The organism is Burkholderia sp. BCC1988 (genome assembly GCF_905339895.1).
Classification (GTDB): domain Bacteria; phylum Pseudomonadota; class Gammaproteobacteria; order Burkholderiales; family Burkholderiaceae; genus Burkholderia.
Genome location: NZ_CAJPHA010000017.1, coordinates 69,496 through 89,475, shown reverse-complemented (window position 1 = coordinate 89,475; position 19,980 = coordinate 69,496). Strand labels below are relative to the sequence as shown.

The 19,980-nt window shown below is 67.5% G+C and carries 21 protein-coding genes; 7 read left to right on the top strand and 14 right to left on the bottom strand.

What is annotated here, in order from left to right; translation table 11 throughout:
• Positions 1 to 10: 10 nt before the first annotated feature.
• The 11 genes from U4012_RS23735 to U4012_RS23685 all read right to left on the bottom strand — a co-directional run bounded on the left by U4012_RS23735 (position 11) and on the right by U4012_RS23685 (position 9,394).
• The gene (locus U4012_RS23735) at positions 11 to 1,219 is read right to left on the bottom strand and encodes an AAA family ATPase (RefSeq protein WP_321801935.1); all 1,209 of its coding nucleotides are present in this window, start codon (positions 1,217 to 1,219) and stop codon (positions 11 to 13) included.
• A 21-nt stretch (positions 1,220 to 1,240) separates the two neighbouring features.
• Complete coding sequence (locus U4012_RS23730) at positions 1,241 to 1,684, bottom strand: TadE/TadG family type IV pilus assembly protein (RefSeq protein WP_124646146.1); 444 nt, start codon at positions 1,682 to 1,684, stop codon at positions 1,241 to 1,243.
• Positions 1,681 to 2,214 carry a TadE/TadG family type IV pilus assembly protein gene (locus U4012_RS23725; RefSeq protein WP_124487327.1) on the bottom strand — a complete coding sequence of 178 codons (534 nt, stop codon included), beginning with the start codon at positions 2,212 to 2,214 and terminating at the stop codon, positions 1,681 to 1,683. The genes U4012_RS23730 and U4012_RS23725 overlap by 4 nt, the downstream gene beginning before the upstream one ends.
• Before the next feature lie 13 nt (positions 2,215 to 2,227).
• Complete coding sequence (locus U4012_RS23720; protein WP_321801934.1) at positions 2,228 to 3,499, bottom strand: pilus assembly protein TadG-related protein; 1,272 nt, start codon at positions 3,497 to 3,499, stop codon at positions 2,228 to 2,230.
• Positions 3,500 to 3,526: 27 nt separating this feature from the next.
• Positions 3,527 to 3,823 (bottom strand): hypothetical protein, encoded by a 297-nt coding sequence (locus U4012_RS23715; protein WP_044844304.1) that lies wholly within the window; start codon positions 3,821 to 3,823, stop codon positions 3,527 to 3,529.
• Positions 3,824 to 3,843: 20 nt separating this feature from the next.
• Positions 3,844 to 5,847: a type II and III secretion system protein family protein gene (locus U4012_RS23710; protein WP_321801933.1), complete on the bottom strand. Its 2,004-nt coding sequence runs from the start codon at positions 5,845 to 5,847 to the stop codon at positions 3,844 to 3,846.
• Positions 5,848 to 5,960: 113 nt separating this feature from the next.
• Positions 5,961 to 6,797, bottom strand: a complete 837-nt coding sequence (cpaB, locus tag U4012_RS23705) for a Flp pilus assembly protein CpaB (RefSeq protein ID WP_044844306.1) — start codon at positions 6,795 to 6,797, stop codon at positions 5,961 to 5,963.
• A gap of 35 nt (positions 6,798 to 6,832) precedes the next feature.
• Positions 6,833 to 8,233 carry an ATP-binding protein gene (locus tag U4012_RS23700; RefSeq protein ID WP_321801932.1) on the bottom strand — a complete coding sequence of 467 codons (1,401 nt, stop codon included), beginning with the start codon at positions 8,231 to 8,233 and terminating at the stop codon, positions 6,833 to 6,835.
• Positions 8,234 to 8,265: 32 nt separating this feature from the next.
• Positions 8,266 to 8,805 carry a prepilin peptidase gene (locus tag U4012_RS23695; RefSeq protein ID WP_044844308.1) on the bottom strand — a complete coding sequence of 180 codons (540 nt, stop codon included), beginning with the start codon at positions 8,803 to 8,805 and terminating at the stop codon, positions 8,266 to 8,268.
• Positions 8,806 to 8,836: 31 nt separating this feature from the next.
• Complete coding sequence (locus U4012_RS23690; RefSeq protein WP_321801931.1) at positions 8,837 to 9,043, bottom strand: Flp family type IVb pilin; 207 nt, start codon at positions 9,041 to 9,043, stop codon at positions 8,837 to 8,839.
• Positions 9,044 to 9,211: 168 nt separating this feature from the next.
• On the bottom strand, positions 9,212 to 9,394 hold the full coding sequence (locus U4012_RS23685) for a Flp family type IVb pilin (protein WP_011880534.1): 183 nt from the start codon (positions 9,392 to 9,394) through the stop codon (positions 9,212 to 9,214).
• Positions 9,395 to 10,460: 1,066 nt separating this feature from the next.
• Here U4012_RS23685 and U4012_RS23680 point away from each other — a divergent pair.
• From U4012_RS23680 to U4012_RS23665, 4 genes are read left to right on the top strand one after another with little or no spacing between them, the layout of a single operon-like run.
• Positions 10,461 to 11,696 carry a glycosyltransferase family 87 protein gene (locus tag U4012_RS23680; RefSeq protein WP_321801991.1) on the top strand — a complete coding sequence of 412 codons (1,236 nt, stop codon included), beginning with the start codon at positions 10,461 to 10,463 and terminating at the stop codon, positions 11,694 to 11,696.
• Complete coding sequence (locus tag U4012_RS23675) at positions 11,696 to 13,075, top strand: glycosyltransferase family 87 protein (RefSeq protein WP_321801930.1); 1,380 nt, start codon at positions 11,696 to 11,698, stop codon at positions 13,073 to 13,075. The genes U4012_RS23680 and U4012_RS23675 overlap by 1 nt, the downstream gene beginning before the upstream one ends.
• 23 nt (positions 13,076 to 13,098) lie before the next feature.
• Positions 13,099 to 14,142, top strand: a complete 1,044-nt coding sequence (locus U4012_RS23670) for a glycosyltransferase family 2 protein (protein WP_044844312.1) — start codon at positions 13,099 to 13,101, stop codon at positions 14,140 to 14,142.
• 15 nt (positions 14,143 to 14,157) lie between these two features.
• A complete protein-coding gene (locus U4012_RS23665; RefSeq protein WP_124519900.1) occupies positions 14,158 to 14,541 on the top strand; it encodes a GtrA family protein in 384 nt (127 codons plus the stop codon).
• Between the two features lie 5 nt (positions 14,542 to 14,546).
• Here U4012_RS23665 and U4012_RS23660 read toward each other — a convergent pair whose 3' ends face one another.
• On the bottom strand, positions 14,547 to 14,756 hold the full coding sequence (locus U4012_RS23660) for a hypothetical protein (RefSeq protein ID WP_321801929.1): 210 nt from the start codon (positions 14,754 to 14,756) through the stop codon (positions 14,547 to 14,549).
• A gap of 297 nt (positions 14,757 to 15,053) precedes the next feature.
• Here U4012_RS23660 and U4012_RS23655 point away from each other — a divergent pair, with 297 nt between their 5' ends.
• Positions 15,054 to 16,121 (top strand): alpha/beta fold hydrolase, encoded by a 1,068-nt coding sequence (locus tag U4012_RS23655; RefSeq protein WP_321801928.1) that lies wholly within the window; start codon positions 15,054 to 15,056, stop codon positions 16,119 to 16,121.
• Positions 16,122 to 16,144: 23 nt separating this feature from the next.
• On the opposite strand, the gene U4012_RS23650 is transcribed toward U4012_RS23655, so the two are convergent.
• Positions 16,145 to 17,917, bottom strand: a complete 1,773-nt coding sequence (locus U4012_RS23650; RefSeq protein ID WP_321801927.1) for a histidine kinase — start codon at positions 17,915 to 17,917, stop codon at positions 16,145 to 16,147.
• 81 nt (positions 17,918 to 17,998) lie between these two features.
• Positions 17,999 to 19,405, bottom strand: coding sequence for an HD domain-containing phosphohydrolase (locus U4012_RS23645; RefSeq protein WP_321801926.1), 1,407 nt, complete (start codon positions 19,403 to 19,405; stop codon positions 17,999 to 18,001).
• Between U4012_RS23645 and U4012_RS23640 the strand changes: the two genes are divergently transcribed.
• Together U4012_RS23640 and U4012_RS23635 are read left to right on the top strand one after the other, a co-directional pair.
• Positions 19,404 to 19,649, top strand: a complete 246-nt coding sequence (locus tag U4012_RS23640) for a hypothetical protein (RefSeq protein WP_321801925.1) — start codon at positions 19,404 to 19,406, stop codon at positions 19,647 to 19,649. The two genes, U4012_RS23645 and U4012_RS23640, sit on opposite strands and share 2 nt — an antisense overlap.
• The gene (locus U4012_RS23635) at positions 19,646 to 19,939 is read left to right on the top strand and encodes an antibiotic biosynthesis monooxygenase family protein (protein WP_044844322.1); all 294 of its coding nucleotides are present in this window, start codon (positions 19,646 to 19,648) and stop codon (positions 19,937 to 19,939) included. Before U4012_RS23640 ends, U4012_RS23635 begins: the two co-directional genes overlap by 4 nt.
• Positions 19,940 to 19,980: the final 41 nt, after the last annotated feature.

Sequence of the window (19,980 nt, the reverse complement as noted above, 5' to 3'; positions counted from 1 at the left end):
CCCGCAAGATTCACATGGACTTGAGCTTCGGCGTGGCCTTGCGGCCGAACAGCCGGGACATCAACGGTTCGCTGCTGGACGTGCCGTGCCTGGTGCGCACGTCCCCTTCGACGATCTGCTTCGCACACGCCTGCAACGCACGCGTGACCGCCGCGCCGCGCGCGACGCGCGAGGCCGGATGCCCCAGGTCGAGCGCTTCGCGCACGGTGTCGGCGTCGTCGGGTATCGTGCTGCTGGCGTGCAGGCCGAGCACTTCCTCGAGCGCGGCGCGGGACCGCTCGCCGGCGCGCGTCATCCGGTTCACCACCAGCCGCAACTGGTCGGTCGGGTAGCCGAGCGACACGAGAATCTCCAGCAGCCGGCGGCCCGCGCGCACGTGCGGCATCGTGGGCTGCAGCACGAGCTGGATCTGGTCACTTCGATCCAGTGCGATCATCGACAGCGGATTGATGCTGACGCCGACGTCGAAGATCACGAAGTCGTAGCGTGGCGCCGCGACGCCAAGGATCCATTCGAGCGCGTCCTCCCGCATCTCCGCGGCCTTGACCGGGTCGCCCGCGCCCGCGAGCACGTGGAACGTCGAGGTCACGTGCGCGACGCTCGCGTCGAGAAACGCGCCGTCGAGCCGTTCGATCTGCGCGCACAGCTGCGGCAGCGTCGACGGCGGCGTCTCGTCGCTGACGAGGAACGCGGCATCCGCGAACTGCTGGTTCAGATCGACCAGCAGCACGCGGCGCTTGTGGCCTTCGGCGATCTCGTACGCGACGTTGCTCGCGGCGAAGCTCGTACCCGCGCCGCCCTTGCACGACATGAACGACACGAAGCGCGTATCGTCGCTGTCGCGCCGCGTGCTCTGCGCGGCTGCGCGTTCGAGCGCGCGGGCGAGCGCCGCGGGGTCGATCGGCCACTGCAGCACGTCGCGCGCGCCGGCGCGCATCGCGTCCAGCAGCACGTGCGGCGCCGCATCCGCGGTCACCAGGATGCCGGTCAGGCCCGGGTGCAGCCGGCAGATCCGCTCGAGCGCCGACAGCTCGGCCGCGTCGGTCGTCGCACCGTCGATCAGCAGGATATCGAACGAATCGAGCCCGTCGGTTCGATGCTCGATCTGGGACGGCCGTCCGTGCGCGCGCGTCACGCGATAGTGTCCGCTGTCGGTGACCAGGCGCGCGATCTGCGTGAGCCGGGCGGTATCGTCGGCAGCTACGAGGATATTGATCATGACTGTGCCTCGTCGGTTCGATTATTGACAGGCGCTTCCGCCCGTCGACGAATTCAGGCTTTCCCGCGACAGCGTGGTGGTGAACGACGGCATCGTGATCGCGACGTTCGCGATCGGAATCATCGTCCTGACCGTCACGTTGGTGATGCTGACCGTCACGAACGAACAGGAACTCACGTCGCAGCCCGACGGCGTGTAGCTCACCGACACGTTCGCGTTCGACAGCATCGGCATCAGCGACTTCACGCGCTTCACGACGCCGGCGGCGTTCACGTCGCAGACGATCGCCGTGCGTGCGCCGAGCCGGATCGCCTCGGTCGCGGTGTTCCAGTAGAACAGCACGCGCCCGAATTCGAACACGCCGATCAGCAGCATGATCAGGATCGATGCGATCAGCGCGAACTCGACGATCGTCGCGCCGCGTTGAGTGCGCCGGCGCAACAGCGGAAAGGGGCGCGCGTTCATGACACTTGCCTCATCACGGTGACGATGTTGCCGAAGGTGATCGAGGACAGCCCCGGGTAGGCCGGAATCGGCTGGTACTGGTAGCCCTTCACCTTCACCTCGACGACGTTGATGCTGCCGGTCGCCGTGCCGCTTGCCGCGTTGTTGGTCGAGTCGTACGTCGGCAGGTTCGCGAACTGCGGCGGGTCGGACGCATCGGCGCAATCGGTCGAATGCGCGGCGTCGCAGACGATCACCATCGATGTCGTGAGCCCCGGCACCAGCTCGGTGCCGGCGGAGCCGCACGTGGTGCTGCCGTACACGACCAGGCACTGCGCCTCCGCGAGCGGATACGCGCTGTCGGTCGGCAGAAAGACCGACAGGTAGCGCGCCGCGTTGCGCGTCGCCTTGGTGAGGGTCTCGTACTGGTAGATCGCGCGGCCGAACTCGGCCACGCCTGTCGCGAGCACGATCATCGGCATCAGCACGAGCGCGAATTCGACCGCGGCGACACCGCGCATGCGTGACCGGCGAATCGGGAGCCTTTTCATGATCGCGTCTCCACTACTGAACGAGCATCGGCACCTTGATGCCGGCCGAACTTCCGGTACCCGGCAAGCCGTGCGTCGCGCAGGGCGTCGTGCCGGATGCCGTCGAGCCGAGGTATTCGAGGTGTGCCGTCACGCCGCCGCTGCCCGGGCTGAACGGCAGCGGATCGAGCATCAGCACGCAGTCCCACTGCGTGACGTGAAGCTTGCTGCTGCTGCCCGACAACGTCGAGCAGTCGCCTTCCGGTGCGAGCGCGAGCCGGCGGTCGCCGCCGAACGTCTGGTAATTGCTCGCCGTCGCCGTCCCGTTGGTCGAGATGCCGCTGCCGGTGGGCGGTGCGCCGTCGCCCTGGTAGGACTTGAAGCTTGCGCGGTCGAGCACGAACTGCGTGTATGCGTCGCCGACGATGCCCGCGGTTCCCGGCGGCCCGTACTTGGGGCCGACGTACGCGTAGCCGGTGAAGTCCGGCTGGCCGCTCGAGCCGTTGGCGCCGTTCGTGTAGATCCCGAAGCGGGTGTTCCAGGCACGCAGCGACGCGGACTTCAGGCCCGTCGACCCGAGGTCGGGCGGCGACGTGATGTTGCAGCTATTGCCCGACAGTTCGCTGGCGATGGTCGTCTCGTTCGTCGAACCGTCGAGCGCCGCCCAGCCGAAGTTGCCGGGCCCGTAAGTCGACGACGAGCCGGACGGCGACGAGATCCAGTCGCCGACCTTGTAGGGCGCGGCGGCAGCCGCACGGCACACGAACACCGGAATCGCGCAGGCCGTCTGCCCGGCGCCGACCGTCGCGATCGCGCTCGCCGCGACCTGGGCCGCGTTCGCGACCTGCACGCCGGGAATCGTGTTGAGCACCTCGATGAACCAGTGCGCGATGTTGCTCAACTGCGCGGTGCACTTCACGTACTTGATGTTCGCCGGCGTGGTAACCGCCGTCTTGGTCAGGAACGGATTGGTCAGCGAATCGCTGAACGTGACGTTCGAATCCGTCTGCATCTGCACCGCGTTCTGCTGAAAGAACGCGAAATTCGAGTGGCCGGCGGCGATGCCGTCCGCTTCCGAGACCTGCAGGCTGATGGCCGACGTAAGGTCGCGCGCAGCGGACAGCGCGCATGCGTCGGCGCTGTTCTGCAGTTCGCTGCGCGTGACGTACAGCTTGCCGAGGTCCAGCGCGAGACCGACGAACCCGATCATCACCGCCAGTGCGAGACCGACGATGATCGCGACGGCGCCTCGCTGACGATGCATACCGCGACGCGTGAGCTTCGGATGACGAGCTGCGCTGGACATGGCGTTCTCCCTGAGCTTGCCTGTGTGTTACTGCGCCGACTTGCCGATCCCGATTACGAAGGCATTGGCTTTCGGCTCGGGCTGCTTGAACGACTTTTCGTAGTTGTCGAGTGCGGACGCGGCGGCGCTGCCGTTGACCCCCGGGTTCGATGCCGCGTGTTCGGCGGCATGCGGATCGATGATCTGGGCTTGCGTGACGGCGCGGACCGAATCGCCGAAGCGGGTGTCCCACACCGGCGTCGACGACATGCAGCCGGCGAGCGCGAACGCGAGCGGGACGGCGAGCGCCGCGCGGCGCACGAATACGAGGTAGGCGGATTTCATGAGCTTCCCCTTGAATGGCTTCAACGATCGGTGGACTGGGGTTCCGTGCCCGCCCGCGCGATCTGCGCGTGCGCGGCGGCCGGCAAGCCGTGCTTCGAACGCGGCGCGGGTTTTGCCGGCGCGGCGGACCCGGCTGCCGCGAGACGCGCGGCAGCCGCTTCGATGCGCGCGATCCGCGCCGCGGTGGCCGCAGTGGCTGCGGTGGCCGCTTCGGCCTGCGGCTGTGACTGCTGTTGTGGCTGCGACTGCGGTTGCTCTTGCGGCTGCGCGGCCGGCACCGGTTCGGCGCTCACCGCCCCTGCCGCGTCAGCCGCCGCGGCCTTCTGCGGCTCCGCCGGCACCGGCGCCGGTGCATCGGCGGGCTGCGGCGCACGCGGTGCGGGCAATGCGGCGGCCGGTGCGGCCGGCTCAGCCGATTGCGGCGCCGGAGCAGGTGCGGGAGCCGGCGTCTGCGGTGCATCCATCGCGCCGCTCGCCGGTTGTGCGCCCGCCCGGCGGACACCCTTGCGGCCTTCCATGTTGCCGGTCGCATACACGTCGGCCTCGTTCGGCTTCGAGAAGCTGTCGGTCGGCAGCGGCACGTCGGCGGTCTGCAGCGGCCTCACCAGGTGCGGCGTGATCACGAAGATCAGCTCGGTGCGGTCCTGCTGGAACGACGTGCTGCGGAACAGCGCGCCGAGCACCGGTACTTCACCGACACCCGGGATCGCCTTCAGCGCACCGGTCCCGTTGTCCTTGATCAGCCCGCCGATCGCGAACGACTCGCCGTCGCCCATCTGGACCGTCGTCGACGCGCGCCGCGTCGTGATCAGCGGCAGGATCGACGTGCCGCCGATGTTGGACGCGCTCAGCGTCACGCCCGTCTGCGACAGTTCCGACACTTCCGGCGCGACCTTCAGGCTGATCCGGCCGTTCCCGAGCACCGTCGGCGTGAACTTCAGCGCGACGCCGAACTCCTCTTCCTGCAGCGTGATCGACGACGTGCCGTTGCCGCTGCTTTGCGGCACCGGGATGAAGATCCTGCCGCCGGCGAGGAACGTCGCCTCCTGGCCGCTGATCGTCACGAGATTCGGCTCCGCGAGGATCTTGACGAGGTTGTCGGTGTTCTGCACATCGGCCGCGATGCTGAACGGCCTGTTGTTCGCCTTGTTGAACACCGCGCCGCTTGCGACGCCCGCGAGCAGGTTGCTGACGAGCGCGCCGCTCCACGAGCCGAAGCCGCCCTGGATGTTGAACGCGCTGCCCATCTGGTTGATCAGCGTCTTCGACACTTCGGCGACCTTCACCTCGAGCATCACCTGCTGCGGCGACGTGACGGCCAGCATGTTCAGCACGCCGGCGCCCTTGCCGCCGCCGTCGCCGGCGCTGTCGCTGTACGCACGGGCGATCTGCACTGCCTGCTGCGCGGCCTGCGAGTTCGATACGTTGCCCGCCAGCACGATCGTGCCGGCGGCGGTCGATACGTGAATGTCGTGTTCGTTCGGCATCAGCTGCATCAGCGACGCCTGCAGGCCGCCGGCGTCCGCGCCGACCGCCACGTCGATCACGCGGCACGCACCGCTGCGCCCCTGCACGATCATGTTGGTCGTGCCGACCGACAGCCCGAGGATGTACAGCGTCTGCGGCGACACCATCGTCGCCTGCGCGACGGCCGGGTTGCCGATGGTCCGGTTGCGGACCGGCTCCGGCATCGGCACCAGCAGCGACTTGCCGAGCGGCACGCTGACGCTGGTCGACTCGCGTACCGCGCCCACGCAGTTCGGCCCGCGCAGCGGCCCCGGCGCCGCGGCGGGCGCGGCGGCCGGAGTCGGCGTCATGCTGATCGTCATCTGCATCGGCCCCTTGGCGGCCGCCGCCGGCGCGGCTGCACCGCCCTTCATCAGCGCGGCCGATTCGGCGGCTTCCTGGGCCAGTGCGCTGTATACGGTCAGCGTTCCGGCACAGAGGATCGCGGCCATCATCGCGCCCCGTGCGATACGCGTGCGCACCGGGCCGGTACCTGAATGTTGCGGATTGATCTTCATTTCGTCTGATCCCCCGAGTGACCGGCGAGGCGCCGGTTGTCGACTTTCAAGGCCGCCGTGCCCTGACGGCGGCCGATCTGGTTAATGTGGTTATTTGCACGTGTTCTACGAATTCAGAAACATTCGACGCTGCCGTGTACGCCGGTCAGCACGCCGACGCAATCGCGGCGTGCTCCCGGTGCCGCATGGGATGCGACACGCACGCGCACGGTCTTCACCGGCGCGGGTGCGGGCGCTTCGGGTACCGGTGCCTTGCCGAGCAGCGTGAGCTTGGTCGCGCCGTCGGTGGTCAGCGTCTTCTGGTCGACCTGGTTGCGCAGCACGAGCGACAGCGTGCCGACGCTGCGCGCGAGGTCGAGGCGCTCGGCCTGGTCGGGCGTGACTTCGAGCGTCACCGCGTTGACGACCTTCGGTGCGGTGTCGTCGCGGCTGACCTGCTGCGCGACGGCCAGCACGAGGATGTGCTCGAGCACGATCTTGGAGATGCTCTGCCCGTCGGTCTTGCCTTGCTGTTCCTGCGTGTTGACGATCACGTCGACGTAGTTGCCCGGCAGCGCGAAGCCCGCGACGCCGACCACGTCGTTCACCCGCACGGTGATCGCGCGGCTGCCGTCGGCGATCACCGCGGACAGCCCGCCCTTCGTGCCGACCGGCGCGAGCTTCGACTCGATCACCGGCTCGCCGCGGGCGAGGCTCGTGCGCACGACGCGCCCTTCGAGTTCCTTCGTGTCGGTGAACGCGCCGGTCGGCACGCTGCCCGACGGCCAGCTCACCATATGGATCTGGTTCGGCCCGAGCGGCTCGCCCAGGTTCAGGTCGGTGGTCGCCACCGCGACCGACGTGATCGAGCTGCTGGAGGTATTCATCAACCAGCGGGACGCGAACACGACCGCGGCAAGCCCCGCGACCATCGCGACGATCAGCATCATGAGCGCTCGACTGTTTTTCATGGCAATGCTCCTCAACGAATCGTGAAAGAAACGGCTCAACCGGTTACGTGCGTGCGACCGCCGTGGTCGGCAGGCGGCAGATACACGCCGTCGCGCTCGGGCGCCGTGCCGAAATAGCTGGCCCATGCGTCGTGCAGCGCGTCGTGCGTCACTTCGAGCGGATCGCCGCGATACCGCGCGCCGGCGGCGACGAGGCGCAGCAGATCCATCGGGAAGCATGCGAGATAGGCCTTGCCGGTCGGCAGGTGCAGCCGGTGCAGCAGATAGTCGAATGCGTCCTGCGTCGATACCAGGCCGAGCGACGCACATGCGGCGTCGAACACCGCGCGGTAGTGGTCGATCGACAACGCGCCGACGTGAAGCTTGGAGCCGAGCCGACGCAGGAACGCGTCGTCGGCGAACTGCTCCGGCGCCAGGTTGCTCGAGAACACCGGCCAGACGTCGAACGGCAGCACGAAGCGGTTGCCGGACTCGAGCGTCAGGAAATCGACGCCGCGATCGAGCGGGCGCAGCCAGCGGTTGAGCAGGTCGCGCGGCTCGACACGCTGGCGGCCGAGATCGTCGACGATGTACATGCCCATGTTCGCCTTCATGTGCGGCGGCGCCTGGTAGAAGCCCGCCGCGTCATCGCGGCGCAGGTCGAGCTCGTCGAGCGTCAGCTCGCCGCCGGACATCACGACCGGCCGCTCGCACAGGCGCCAGCGGCGATCGACCGATTGGCCGTCCGTTTGCGCTGCCGCATCGACATGCACGAGCGGGTCGTAGATCTGGATCACTTCGCCGGCGGCGCAAATGGCGTACGGCACCGGCACGTGGCCGCCCATCAGCGCGCCGAGCCGCTCCGCGAGGAACGTCTTGCCGCTGCCGGCCGGGCCGTAGATCAGAAGCGGACGGCCGGAGTTCAGCGCGGCGGCCGCCGAATCGAGGATCGCCGTATCCATGACGACGCCGTCGAAGATGGCCCACACGTCGTTCTGTGCCACGCGCAGCTTGCGCACCGAATGGGTGGACACGCAGTCGAGATACGCGTCGAGCGTCACCGGCGCAGGGCCGCTGTAGCTGCTGCGCGCGCGCTCTTCGAGCGCGGCCAGGCGGCCTGCCTCGGTCAGGCGGAACGTCACGTCGAGGTCCGTCTTGCCGCGATGGGTCAGTTCGACCAGATGCTCGCGCACCAGGAACGCGAAGATGTCGTCGAGCACGGCGAGCGGCAGGCAGTGACGCTCGATCAGGTCGCCGTAGGACGGGCGGCCGAGCACCAGCGTCGACTTCAGCACGAGCCCTGCGATGAACGCCTGGCTCAGTCCGGTTTCCTCGAGCGAGCGCGGCGCCGCCGGCAGTTGCGCGCCCGGCTTCGCGTGCGCCTCCCGCATGGGCGACGGAAGCGGCAGGTGTGCAACCTGCGCGTCGCGTCTCGGTTCGGTGGGATTCGTGTTCATGTTCGGTCCATCCTCGTTGCAGGTTCGGCGCGCTACGCGCACGATACGAACAGCATGCCCAGCGTGCCGGCGGCAATCGCCACGCCATACGGCAACGCACCGACCGACGCGAACTCCACGGGGCCGTCGGTTGCCCCTGCACGCGCCCCGGACGCGCGACGCGCGATCAGCGCCACGACGTTCGCCCACATCTGGCGCACGCGTCCGCGCAGCAGCGCGAAACCGATCGCGCCGATACCGCCGGCCAGAAAGGCGGCCAGCACGATGTAGAACGTCATCTGGGCGCCGACCCACGCGCCGATCGCGAGCATCAGCTTCACGTCGCCTGCAGCCATCCCGCGCAACAGATAGAACGGCAGCAGCAGGCCGAAGCCGGTCGCGGCGCCGGCAAGCCATGCGAGCGCACCCGCCTGGATGCCGTGCAGCGCGCACTGGGCAACCAGCGCACCGGCCAGCCCGAGCGCGACGAGCCGGTTCGGGATGCGTCGGCTCGTGATGTCCGTGCTGGCCGCGACGACGACGAGCAGCGTCACGCACAACGGGACCGGGTAAGGCAGCGCGGCAGGCAACATGGCGAACCTCGACGGGATGTAATGATCAGGATCACTGACCCAGTGCGGTATTCACCGCCGCGGTCACGATCGACGCGATCGCGTTGTACATGTCTTCAAGCGAACCCTTCAGTACGACCACGCTTCCCAGCACGATGGTGGCGAATACTGCCGCGATCAGCGCATATTCGATCGACGTCACCCCCTGCTCGTCGGCGAGCCATCGCGATACCGCTACCGCCCATCCCCTGGTCCGCATGACGACCTCCGATTCGGTTGATCAAGAGAGCGGGGGAGACTCGAGCAGTGCACCGGCCGAGTCATCCGCCGTTCGGTTCATTCGACATCCGTTGGTTGGGTGTCCGGCCCTGATCGAGCGACGGGATGACGACGAACGGGCCGGACTCACCGTTCGCCGCCCCGCCATTCAGATGGCCGCGTTGAGGTCGTCTGCGATCGTGTTGAACACGGTCTTGAGATCGTTTCCGACCAGCGTCAATGCTGCAACGAGGCCGACTGCGATCAGCGCGGCGATCAGGCCGTATTCGATGGCCGTCACACCTTGCTCGTCTTGGACGAAACCGCGGACTTTCTGGATGAACGTGGACATGGCTAATCTCCTTTCGCACTACTATTGAAATCCCGTTGTCGGGTATCGACGCGGGGAGCTGGCACTACCGGCACAACGGCACAACGGCACAACGGCACAACAAATGGATTCGGATGCGGTGCTCAGCGACGGACACGGCAGGGTACGAGCCTGGCCGGGCGAACGATTGTCGGTGGGCTGATGCGTGCGATATCCATGCGCGCTGCGATCTGGCGAATGGCGCGATCGAGCAGAGCGAGAACGGCGCAACGACCGCCCCGTGCATGGATACGGATTGAACGGATGACGCAAGCGCGTCGATGCTGCTGCGGATATGCTTCGCGGCATGCGAGCCGCGACGTGCTCTGGTCTTTCATTTTTATTCCCCAAATGCTGTCATGTGATTCTTGTTGCGCGGACGATGCCGTCGCCTATTCGCTCGGTCGACGTTTCCGGCGGTTTTCACGGCCTGGGCGGCGTATTCCCCGACGCGCCCTTGATCCGTTGCTTTCCGCAGGTGATTGAGTCCAGTCTTGTCAGCCTGTTGCTTCAACCGGTCGTTCATCAAGTCGTCGACTTTCGTGCGGACCTTGACGCAAAGAGCAGGCCAGCCAGAAGGAAATCCAGACGCAGCAAGGGTTCCGGCGATCCCCCCGTCAGTCGTGTTTCGGCGCGCTGCACAAAATGTTTCAGATTTGATATACGCACGCAGGCCGGCCCGGGATGCCGGCGGGGCGCCGCCGTGCTGTGCAAGGGCACCCAAAAATTTTCTCGGGATTTTCCCGAATCCATGCAGCCCGTCGCCCGACACGAATTCCGCACACCGCCGGACCGGCGAAAAACCCGGAATGTTTCAAGCGAGAAACATCATTTGCGCCGCTACGGTTTTCTCAGACGTGAAAACCCGGTTTTCCGCGCTGTCGCTGCCGAATCGATATCTCACGATTCAGCCCGCGGTTTGCGTCACGCGATTTTTTCTCCAACAATGCATTCACCGGACAGCGCCATCGAACGCGATTCGATCCGGATACACAGCAACACAAAAAGGCTGCGGCAGAGAAGCAGCCTTCACCGCAAACGGGGCATCATGTACACAGCCAATCGTGGAGTGCGCTATCGCGCCAAACGCTGTGCTCAATGGCTGACAGCCGACCGGATCATTCCGTACAGCTGCATCATGCTGATGCTGTGTGTTGGATTCCTGATCACCTGGGGCTTCGTGACGGATGCCTTCACGTCACAGACCACCGCACGGCCGGGTGTCGACTTCTCCGTCTTCTGGACCGCGTCGCAGCTCGTGCTGCAAGGCCATGCCGCCGCGATCTACGATCCGGTCCTCTTCTCCCATGCCGAGGTAGCGCAATTCGGTGCCTACATAGGCCACCAGTCGCTGCCCTGGCTTTATCCGCCGACGATGCTGCTGTTCATCGCGCCGGTCGCCCTCGTGCCTTTCCTGCCCGCGTATTTCCTCTTTTTTGCGGGCAGTCTTTTATGCTATGCGTACGCAGTCCTGCGACTGTCGGGTCTGCGTGCGCACCTGCCCGCTCCGCGCGCCGCCGCGCTCGTCGTGCTCGCCTACTCGGGCGTGTTCGCGTCCGTCCTGTACGGGCAGAACAGCATCCTGACCGCCGGCATCGCCGCATTCGCGCTGCATTTCCTCGGCCGACGCCCGATCGTCGCCGGCGTGCTGATCGGGCTGCTCGCCATCAAGCCGCAACTGGCGGTGGTGTTTCCGTTCGTGCTGGTCGCGACCCGCTCGTGGCGCACCTTCGCGTCGGCAGCGATCACCACGGTGCTGTTCACCGTGGCCGGCATTGCGCTGACCGGCACCAGCTCCCTGCACGGCCTGGCTCAGGCGATGTCGATCGTGCGCGGCATGCATTTCACCCTTCCTGCCTACTGGTTCGTTTCGCCCACGACGTTCGCGGCGCTGCGGCTTGCGGGCGCATCGATTCCGGTCTCGCTCGCCGCCCAGGCCGCCGTCGGGCTGCTCGCAATCGCCGCCGCCGTCCAGGTGTGGCGTCGCACGGCCGACATTCGGCTGCGCGGCGCGGCGCTGGTGATCGCCACGCTGTTGACGACCCCCTATCTGTGGCATTACGAACTCGCGTGGCTCGGCATCGCGTTCTTCTGCGTGATCGCCCACGGGCTCGACGAAGGCTGGCTGCCGGGAGACCAGATCGTGATCGTGCTCGCGTGGCTGCTGCCCATATTCGAGATATTCAACCGGATCACGAAGCTGCCGCAGATCGGCCCGGTCGTGCTGCTCGCCGTCCTGTTCGTCGTCGTGCGGCGCTCGACGCTTGCATCGGGGAATGCGTGATGAGATCGCCGCGCTCCCTTCTGCACGGCGATTCGGTGCTCGACGCACACCCGGAACTGCCGATCGCCGGCCCGCGCCGGTTCCCGCATTGGCTCAATCGCGATCGGGTACGCGTCTATGCGGCAGCGGTACTGCTGACCGAGTTGCTGTTCCTCTGCGTCTACCTCGCACGCGTGCATGCGTCGCATACGTCCGTGCCCGGGCCGCTCGCGCAGGATCTCGCGCCGATCTGGAGCGCTGCACGGCTCGCCGCGCACGGCCACGCGATCGACGCGTGGCATTTCCCGTCGCTCTTCGCGATCGAGAAACTCGCGATTCCGACGATGAATGCCGCGGACGGCTCGCTGCCGTGGCTCTACCCGCCCACCATGCTGCTGTTCGTGCTACCGCTCGGCTGGCTGCCGTACATGTTCGCGCTCGTGCTGTGGATCGGCGTCACCTACGCGCTGTTCGCGGTGACGATCCGCGCGACCGTGCAGCGCGATGCGGCGCTGCTCTGCGCGCTCGCCTTCCCCGGCGCGTTTCTCACGGTGATCGTCGGGCAGACGAGCCTCCTGACCGCGACACTCGCCGGCTGCGGGCTGCTGATGCTGAATCGTCGTCCCGTCATCGCCGGTATCTGCTTCGGATTGCTGACGATGAAGCCGCAAATGGCGATCCTGTTCCCGCTCGCGCTGCTGTGCGCCGCTCAATGGCGCGCGCTGGCAGCGTGGGCGGCAACGATCGCCGGCGGCTTCGCGCTGTCTACGCTCGCGTTCGGCCTCGGCGCGTGGTTCGCATTCGCACACGGAATTCACGACGCAGCGCAGCTCGTCGGCGCCGGCCACGCACGGCTCGCGCGCATGCCGACCGTCTTCGCGCTCGCCACCCTCGCCGGCTGGCCCGCCTACGTCGCGCGCGGCCTGCAGCTGCTGTCGGCCGCGGCCGCCGCGATCGCCGTCGTGTACGCATGGCGCGGCGCGTGTTCGTACGCGCTGCGTGCCGCGACGCTCGCCTGCGCGTGCCTGATCGTCAGCCCCTATCTTTACGACTACGACCTGACCTGGTACGGGCTCGTGATCGCATGGTACGCACGCTATGCGTGGACGCACGGCTGGCGGCGCTTCGATCGCGAATGGCTGCTGCTGATGTGGGTGATGCCGCTCGCCGGCCTCGTGCTGGTGCCGCATCTGTCGTTCCAGTTCATGCCGCTGGTCACACTGGCCTCGCTGGCACTGCTCGTCAGCCGGATTGCACAAGAAAGGCACGACGTGCCGTCGATGCCCGACGCACGCGACAACTCGACCGAGACCGGCTTCCCGCATCCGGTCCGCTCACACCACCGCCCGGCGCACGGACTGCGCCGCAGCGGCCGCCCGACCTTCGGCGTCGGCCGCTGACACGTCATCACAGGGGACCCATCATGCGCGAACCGCTCTACACACCGCTCGTCTCGCTGGTCGTACCGTTCTACAACGAAGGCGAAGCCGTCGAACGCTTCTTCGACGTCGTGATCCCGCTGATGGCCAGCCTCGACGCGATCCGCTTCGAGATCGTCTGCGTGAACGACGGCAGCCGCGACGACACGCTCGACCGCCTGATCCGCGCGAGCCTGAACGACCGCCGTGTGCGCGTGATCGATCTCACGCGCAACTTCGGCAAGGAAGCGGCGCTGACCGCCGGTCTCGACGAAGCGGCCGGCGACGCGGTGATCCCGCTCGACGCCGACCTGCAGGATCCGCCGAGCCTGATTCCGGTGATGCTCGAGCACTGGCGCGACGGCGCGGAAGTCGTCGCCGCGAAGCGCAGCAACCGCGCGTGCGATTCGTTCGCGAAGCGCACCGCCGCCGCGATCTACTATCGCGTGCACAACGTGCTGTCGGACGTGAAGCTGCCGGAGAACGTCGGCGACTTCCGGCTGATGGACCGCAAGGTCGTGAACGCGCTGCGCAGCCTGCCCGAGCGCCATCGCTTCATGAAGGGGCTGTTCGCATGGGTCGGCTACCGGACCGTGATCGTCGAGTACCAGCGCGACGCGCGCAGCGCCGGGCATTCGAAGTTCTCCGGATGGAAGCTGTGGAATTTCGCGATCGAAGGAATCACGAGCTTCAGCACCGTGCCGCTGCGCAGCTGGACCTACATCGGCCTCGGCATCGCCGCGCTCGCGTTCCTCTACGGCGCGTTCATCGTGGGACGCACGCTGCTGTTCGGCAATCCGGTGCACGGCTACGCGTCGCTGCTGTCGGTCGTGCTGTTCATCGGCGGCATCGAGCTCATCGGCATCGGCGTGGTCGGCGAATATATCGGACGCATCTACGACGAATCGAAGCAGCGTCCCGTCTATCTGATCCGCCGCCGCTACCAGACGCAAGGCAAGGTGGTCGAGCTGCCGGTCGCGCGCGATACGCGCCGCGCGGCCGCACGCCGCCGCGTCCAGCCGGCCCGCATGCGGGTCGGCGCCCGCTGAGCGGCGGAGCCGGCGATGTTCGCCCTGCTCTACGCCGAGCGCGTGCGGCTGGCGCGCTTCGGCCTGTCCGGGCTCTGCTCGACCGCGCTGCACGTGCTGATCGCGTCCGCGCTGTACGCGCTGTTCGATGCGACGCAAGTGATCGCGAACGCCGTCGCGTTCGTCGGCGCGACGGCGTTCTCGTATCTCGCGAATACGCTGTGGAGCTTCTCGTCGACGGTGCACTCGCGCAACCTGGTGCGCTATCTGACCGTGGCGCTGGCCGGCTTCGCCGAAACGATGGCGCTCGCGCGCGCCGCCGAACTGCTCGACGTACCGCGCGGCTGGGCCATCGTCGCGATCGCGCTGCTGATCCCGCCGACGATGTTCGTGCTGCACCGGGTGTGGACGTATCGGTGAATCCTTCACGCCGGCATCGCGACATGTGATTCCGGCGATTGCAAACGCGCAATCGATACAAGGTCCGCCGGCGCGGCCGGCTGCGTGCCGTCGTGACATCGCCGAGCCATTCCACGCATCGCGACGAACGCATCCGCATCGGATTGCGTCGTCGGGGAGCAGGCCGGTTTCATCGCGAAGCCGGTCGCCGGATGCGCATGGACGATGTCGAGCATCGCGTTCGGGACGACCCGCGGTAGGGTCGAAGCATTCATCGATCCGTCACGGAACCATCGCACCCGAGACGAGCGATGCCTGCTAGCATGGCGCGTGGCCTGTCCGAATCGCGAGGCTGCCGGCAACATGTCGCGCGGCGGTGCGGGTCGCGCCGTCGCATCCGTGTCGGTCATGCCGCGGCACGTCGACGCGGACGCTTCCCGCGGCACGCATCGTGCGCGGCCATCATTCGCCCTCCACCCGACGGCCGGCTTCGCCGCATGCTGTCGCGCGCGCCGCCGGCACGAGATCCGTCCATGCCCAGGAAAAAATCCAGCCTCTGGCTACGGCCTTTCGACCTGTTGACCGCCGCGACGCGCGCGCGGCCCAAAAGGAAGACCGCCAAGCCGGCGCCATCGGCGAAGCGCCCCGCCACCGCACGAACCACCCGCGCACCGGCGCCCGCCGCCCGCACATCGCCGCGCCAGGCACCCGGCACGTGGCTGCGCTCGTTTCATTCCGCGCGCCCCGCCGCCGGCCAGCTCGTCAACCATCTTGCGTACGCGCTGTACCTGCCCGCCGCACCGGCGACGACCGACGGCCTGCCCGTCGTCGTCATGCTGCACGGCTGCAAGCAGACCGCCGAGTCGTTCGCCGCTGGCACCCGTATTTGCCGTGTCGCCGAGCGCGCCGGATTTGCCGTGCTGTTTCCCGAACAGGCGAAGACCGCGCACGCCCATCGCTGCTGGAACTGGCATGGCGATACGTCGCAGTCGGAGGCCCCGGCGATCGCATCGCTCGTCGACGCGATCGTGCGGGAGCGCGGGTTCGATCGCGACCGTGTCTATCTGGCCGGCATCTCGGCCGGCGCCGGGCTGGCCGCGCGTCTGGCGCTCGACTTTCCCGATCGCTTCGCGGCCGTCGGCCTGCACTCCGGGCCGGCCATCGCGCCGCCGTTGTCGACGATGGCCGCGATGAGCCTGATGCGCCGCGGTCTGCGCGACGATCCGATACGCGTCGTCGATGCCTGCGTCGACGGGCGCGCTTATCCGGGCATGCCGGCACTCGTCGTGCACGGCGGGCTCGATACGGTCGTCGCCGAGCAGAATGCGCTGCAGCTGGGTGTCGCGTTCGCGCGGATCAATCGACTCGTCGACGCACAGGGTGAGCTGCGCGTCGGCGAGCAACATACGTACGCGCACGACGATGCGGATTACACCGACTATCTGCGCGGCGGCACGCTGATCGTGCGGGTTTGCATCGTGCGCCGCCTGGCGCACGCGTGGAGCGGCGGCGATCCGCGCGAAGCATTCCACTCCGCGACCGGGCCGGACGCGACCGCGATGTTCTGGAATTTCTTTCGAAGGCGGCGGCGCAAGCGGTAGCGGAGCGACGCGTCGCCTGTCATTCACACGCGTTGCCCGACTGCCGCCGCCGCGCCCGCGTGGCCCTGCGCGCGCCGGATCGGCAGTCGAACGCGGAACGTCGTGCCGCGCCCCGGCTCGCTCGTCACGTCGATTGTGCCGCGATGACGCTCGACGATCCCGTGCGACACCGACAACCCGAGCCCCGTTCCCTGCCCGACCGGCTTCGTCGTGAAGAACGGATCGAAGATCCGCCGGACGATATCGGGCGTCATGCCGGTTCCGGTATCGCTGATCGCGATCGACACCTGCTCGCCGTCGCTCGACGTGCGGATCGTGATCACGCCGCGCGTCGGCATCGCATGCGCCGCGTTGACGAGCAGGTTCATGAACACCTGGTTCAGCTGCGATGGAAGACATTCGACCAGCGGCAGGTCGCCGTACTCGCGCACGATGTCGGCCTTGTACTTGAGTTCGTTGTGGACGACGTTGAGCGTGCTTTCGAGGCCCGCGTGGATATCGGCCACGCTCCACTCGCCGCTGCCCGGCCGCGAGAAATCGCGCAAGTCCTGCACGATCCGGCGCACGCGCACCGCGCCGTCGATCGATTCGTCGATCAGCGTCACGATCTCGTCGCGCACGTAGTCGAGATCGGCCGCGCCGCGCAGCGCCGTCAGCGCGTCGCGCGCCGCGGGTTCCAGCTGCGGCAGCACGGCTTCGTGCGCGGCGATCACGTCGAGCAGGCTGCGCACCCATGTCCTCAGCGTATTGAGGTTCGCGCTGATGAAGCCGATCGGATTGTTGATCTCGTGCGCGACGCCGGCCGCGAGCTGGCCGATCGACGCGAGTTTTTCCGATTGCAGCAGCTGCACGTGGGTTTCTTCGAGCGCCCGCAGCAGGCGCCGCTGTTCGTCCTTCTCCTGTTCGAGCCGACTCTGCGCCGCGCGGCGCTCGTCGATCTCGCTCGCCATGTTCTCGCGCGTGCGTTGCAGCATCGCCGTCGTCTGCTCGTAGCGCCGCAACGCCGTTTCGAGTTCGGCGGTGCGCAATCGCACCAGCCGTTCGAGCGTGTCCGTCATGCCGCGCAAAAAGGTCGTGCGCGCATCGAAGCGGCAGACGAGCAGCGTGACGATCAGCGTCGCCGTCGTGAACAGCGCGATGGTCGTCGCGAGCCACGGCCCGTCGATGCCGTTCGCGGCGCCGCAGCGCGCGTCCGGCGCGAAATGCGCGGCCGCCATCGCCGTGTAGTGCATGCCCGTGATCGCGATGCCCATGATCAGCGCGGCGCCGATGCGTTGCGCGGTCGCATGGCGCGCCTGTTGCGCGCGCAACGTCTGCGCCATCCAGAGCGCGGCGGTCGACGCGATCACGGCCACGCCGATCGATGCCGCGAACAGCGCGGGCTCGTAGCGGATGCCCGGCGCCATGCGCATCGCGGCCATGCCCGTGTAATGCATCCCGACGATCCCGGCGCCCATCAGCGCGCCGCCCGCGAGCAGGTGCCGGCGGCTCAACCGCGCACGCGTGACGACGTTCAGCGCGAAATACGACACGAGCACCGCGATCGCAAGCGACGCGCCGGTATCCGGCAGCGCATAACCGAGCGGAATCGGCAGCGACAGCGCCAGCATCCCGACGAAGTGCATCGACCAGATTCCGGTGCCCATCGCGGCCGCGCCGCCGGCCAGCCACGCGCGCTTGAGCCGCGGGTCGTCGAGCAGCGAAATGAACGCGGCCAGGTCGAGCGCCGTATAGGAGGCCAGTGTCGCGATGACGAGCGACAGCAGGACCAGCAGCAGGTTATAGGTGCCATGCATGATCGGCGTCCCGGTCGAAATGAACGCGGTGCCGCGGCGCGCGGCCGCGCGCCCGCCGCGGCGGAGCGGCTCCGTGCAGCGTCACGCGGGCGGCGCGGCGGCGCTCGCCTGCGTCGACGCGGCCGCGCCGGTCTGCACGAGAATGTCGAACGACGTGCCCTCGCGTGCTTCGAAGCGCCGCACGAGCTCGATCTGGTGCGCCGACATCACGCTGCCCTTCGTCATCAGCAGCACGCCGCGATGCGTGCGCAGATCGTCGGCGAGCTGCATCCCTTCGCGCAGCTGTTCGGACCGGATCTCCGCGACGGACGCCGCGATGCGCAGGCTCGCCGGATCCCGCACCAGCTCGATGAAGCGCGCGACGAGCAGCGGGTCGTAACGCACGCCGGCCTGCGAATGCAGCACGTCGATCGCCTGTTCGACCGAATGCGGCGAGCCGATCTCGCCGTTTCGCAACCCCTCGAAATCGCGCGCGATCGCGACGATCCGCGAGCCGAGCGGGATCGCGTCGCCCGCCAGCCCGTCGGGCGTGCCGCGGCCGTTGAAGCGCTCGTACTGGTGCAGCACGATCGACGCGACCTTGTGCAGCTGCGCGACCGGCGTGAGCACCATCTGCGCGCGCAGCGGATGCTGCTGGAACAGGCTGTGTTCGTCGGTCGTCATCTTGACGAGCGGCTTGTGCAGCAGTTCGTCGGGCAGCGACAGCTTGCCGATGCCGTGCAGCAGTCCCGCGTAATACACGTCCTGCGCGTGCAGGCTGCTCATCCCGGCCGACAGCGCGAGACGGCGCGCGATCTCGCCCACGCGCATCGCATGGCCGCTCGCCGATCCGCAGCGCATTTCGATCATGCTCGCGCACACCTGGACCATCGCGGTGAAACTGCTTTTCAGGTCGTGCTGCGCCGCTTCGAGAAACATCACGGTTTGGCCGAGTTCCTCGGTGCGCGCGCGCACCTGCGTTTCGAGTTCCGTATTGAAGCGGCGCAGCGCTTCGTTCTGCGCTTCGGTCAGTGCTGCCAGTCGCGCTGCTTCGCCGCGCAGGCGCCGCTGCTCGAGCGCCTGCTCGAGGGTCATCAGCAGATCGTGATCGTCCCACGGCTTGTTCAGGTAGCGATACACGCCGCCTTCGTTGACGGCCGCCACGATCGATGCGATGTCGGAATAGCCGGTCAGCAGGATGCGCATCGTGTCCGGATACAGCGCGCGGGCGCGGGCGAGAAACGCCGCGCCGCTCATGGTCGGCATGCGCATGTCGGACACGATCAGGTCGACTTCGGTCGACGCGAGGATCTCGAGCGCGGCTTCGCCGCTTTCGGCGGTCAGGATCTGGTAGCGCGCAGGCCGCAGCACGCGCCGCAGCGCGGACAGCACGCTCGGCTCGTCGTCGACCAGCAGGATCGACGGCGCGGCGGCGGGGGTGTCGGATGCGGCGTCGGCGATCGATTCGGGTGGTGTAACGTTCGTTCCGTTTGTCGCGGATGTCGTCATGGCAGGCCTCGGATTGTTTATCTTCACCACCTCTGTGACATCGGCGCGTGCCGCGTATTCCGTATTGGGGAAAACGCTGATTCGTATGAACCGAAGCGGCACGCGACGCACGACAGGCAGCGCGCGAGCCGGTCATCCGGAACGCGTGATGCCGACTTCCGGTATCGTTGCGGGACGCGTCGATCGCGGCGCCCCGTCGCATCGCGATCGGTTCGCCTCATTCACCCCACAGGAGCATTCATGATTCTGGAAATGGCATCGCTCGAAATCGATCCGTCGCAGGCCGAGCCATTCGAGGCGGCGGTTCGCCAGGCCCTCCCGCTGTTCGCCCGCGCGCGCGGCTGCGGCGGCGCCGAGCTGCATCGCGTGATCGAGCGCAGCGGCGGCTACCTGCTCGTCGTCAAGTGGGACAGCGTCGACGATCACATGGTGCATTTCCGGCAATCGGACGACTTCCAGGCGTGGCGCCAGCTCGCCGGGCCGTTCTTCAAGAGCCCGCCGCAGGTCGTGCATACGGAAGTTGCGGTGAAGTAAGCGCGGTGAAGCAACCGCCGCAACGAGCCAACCGATCCATC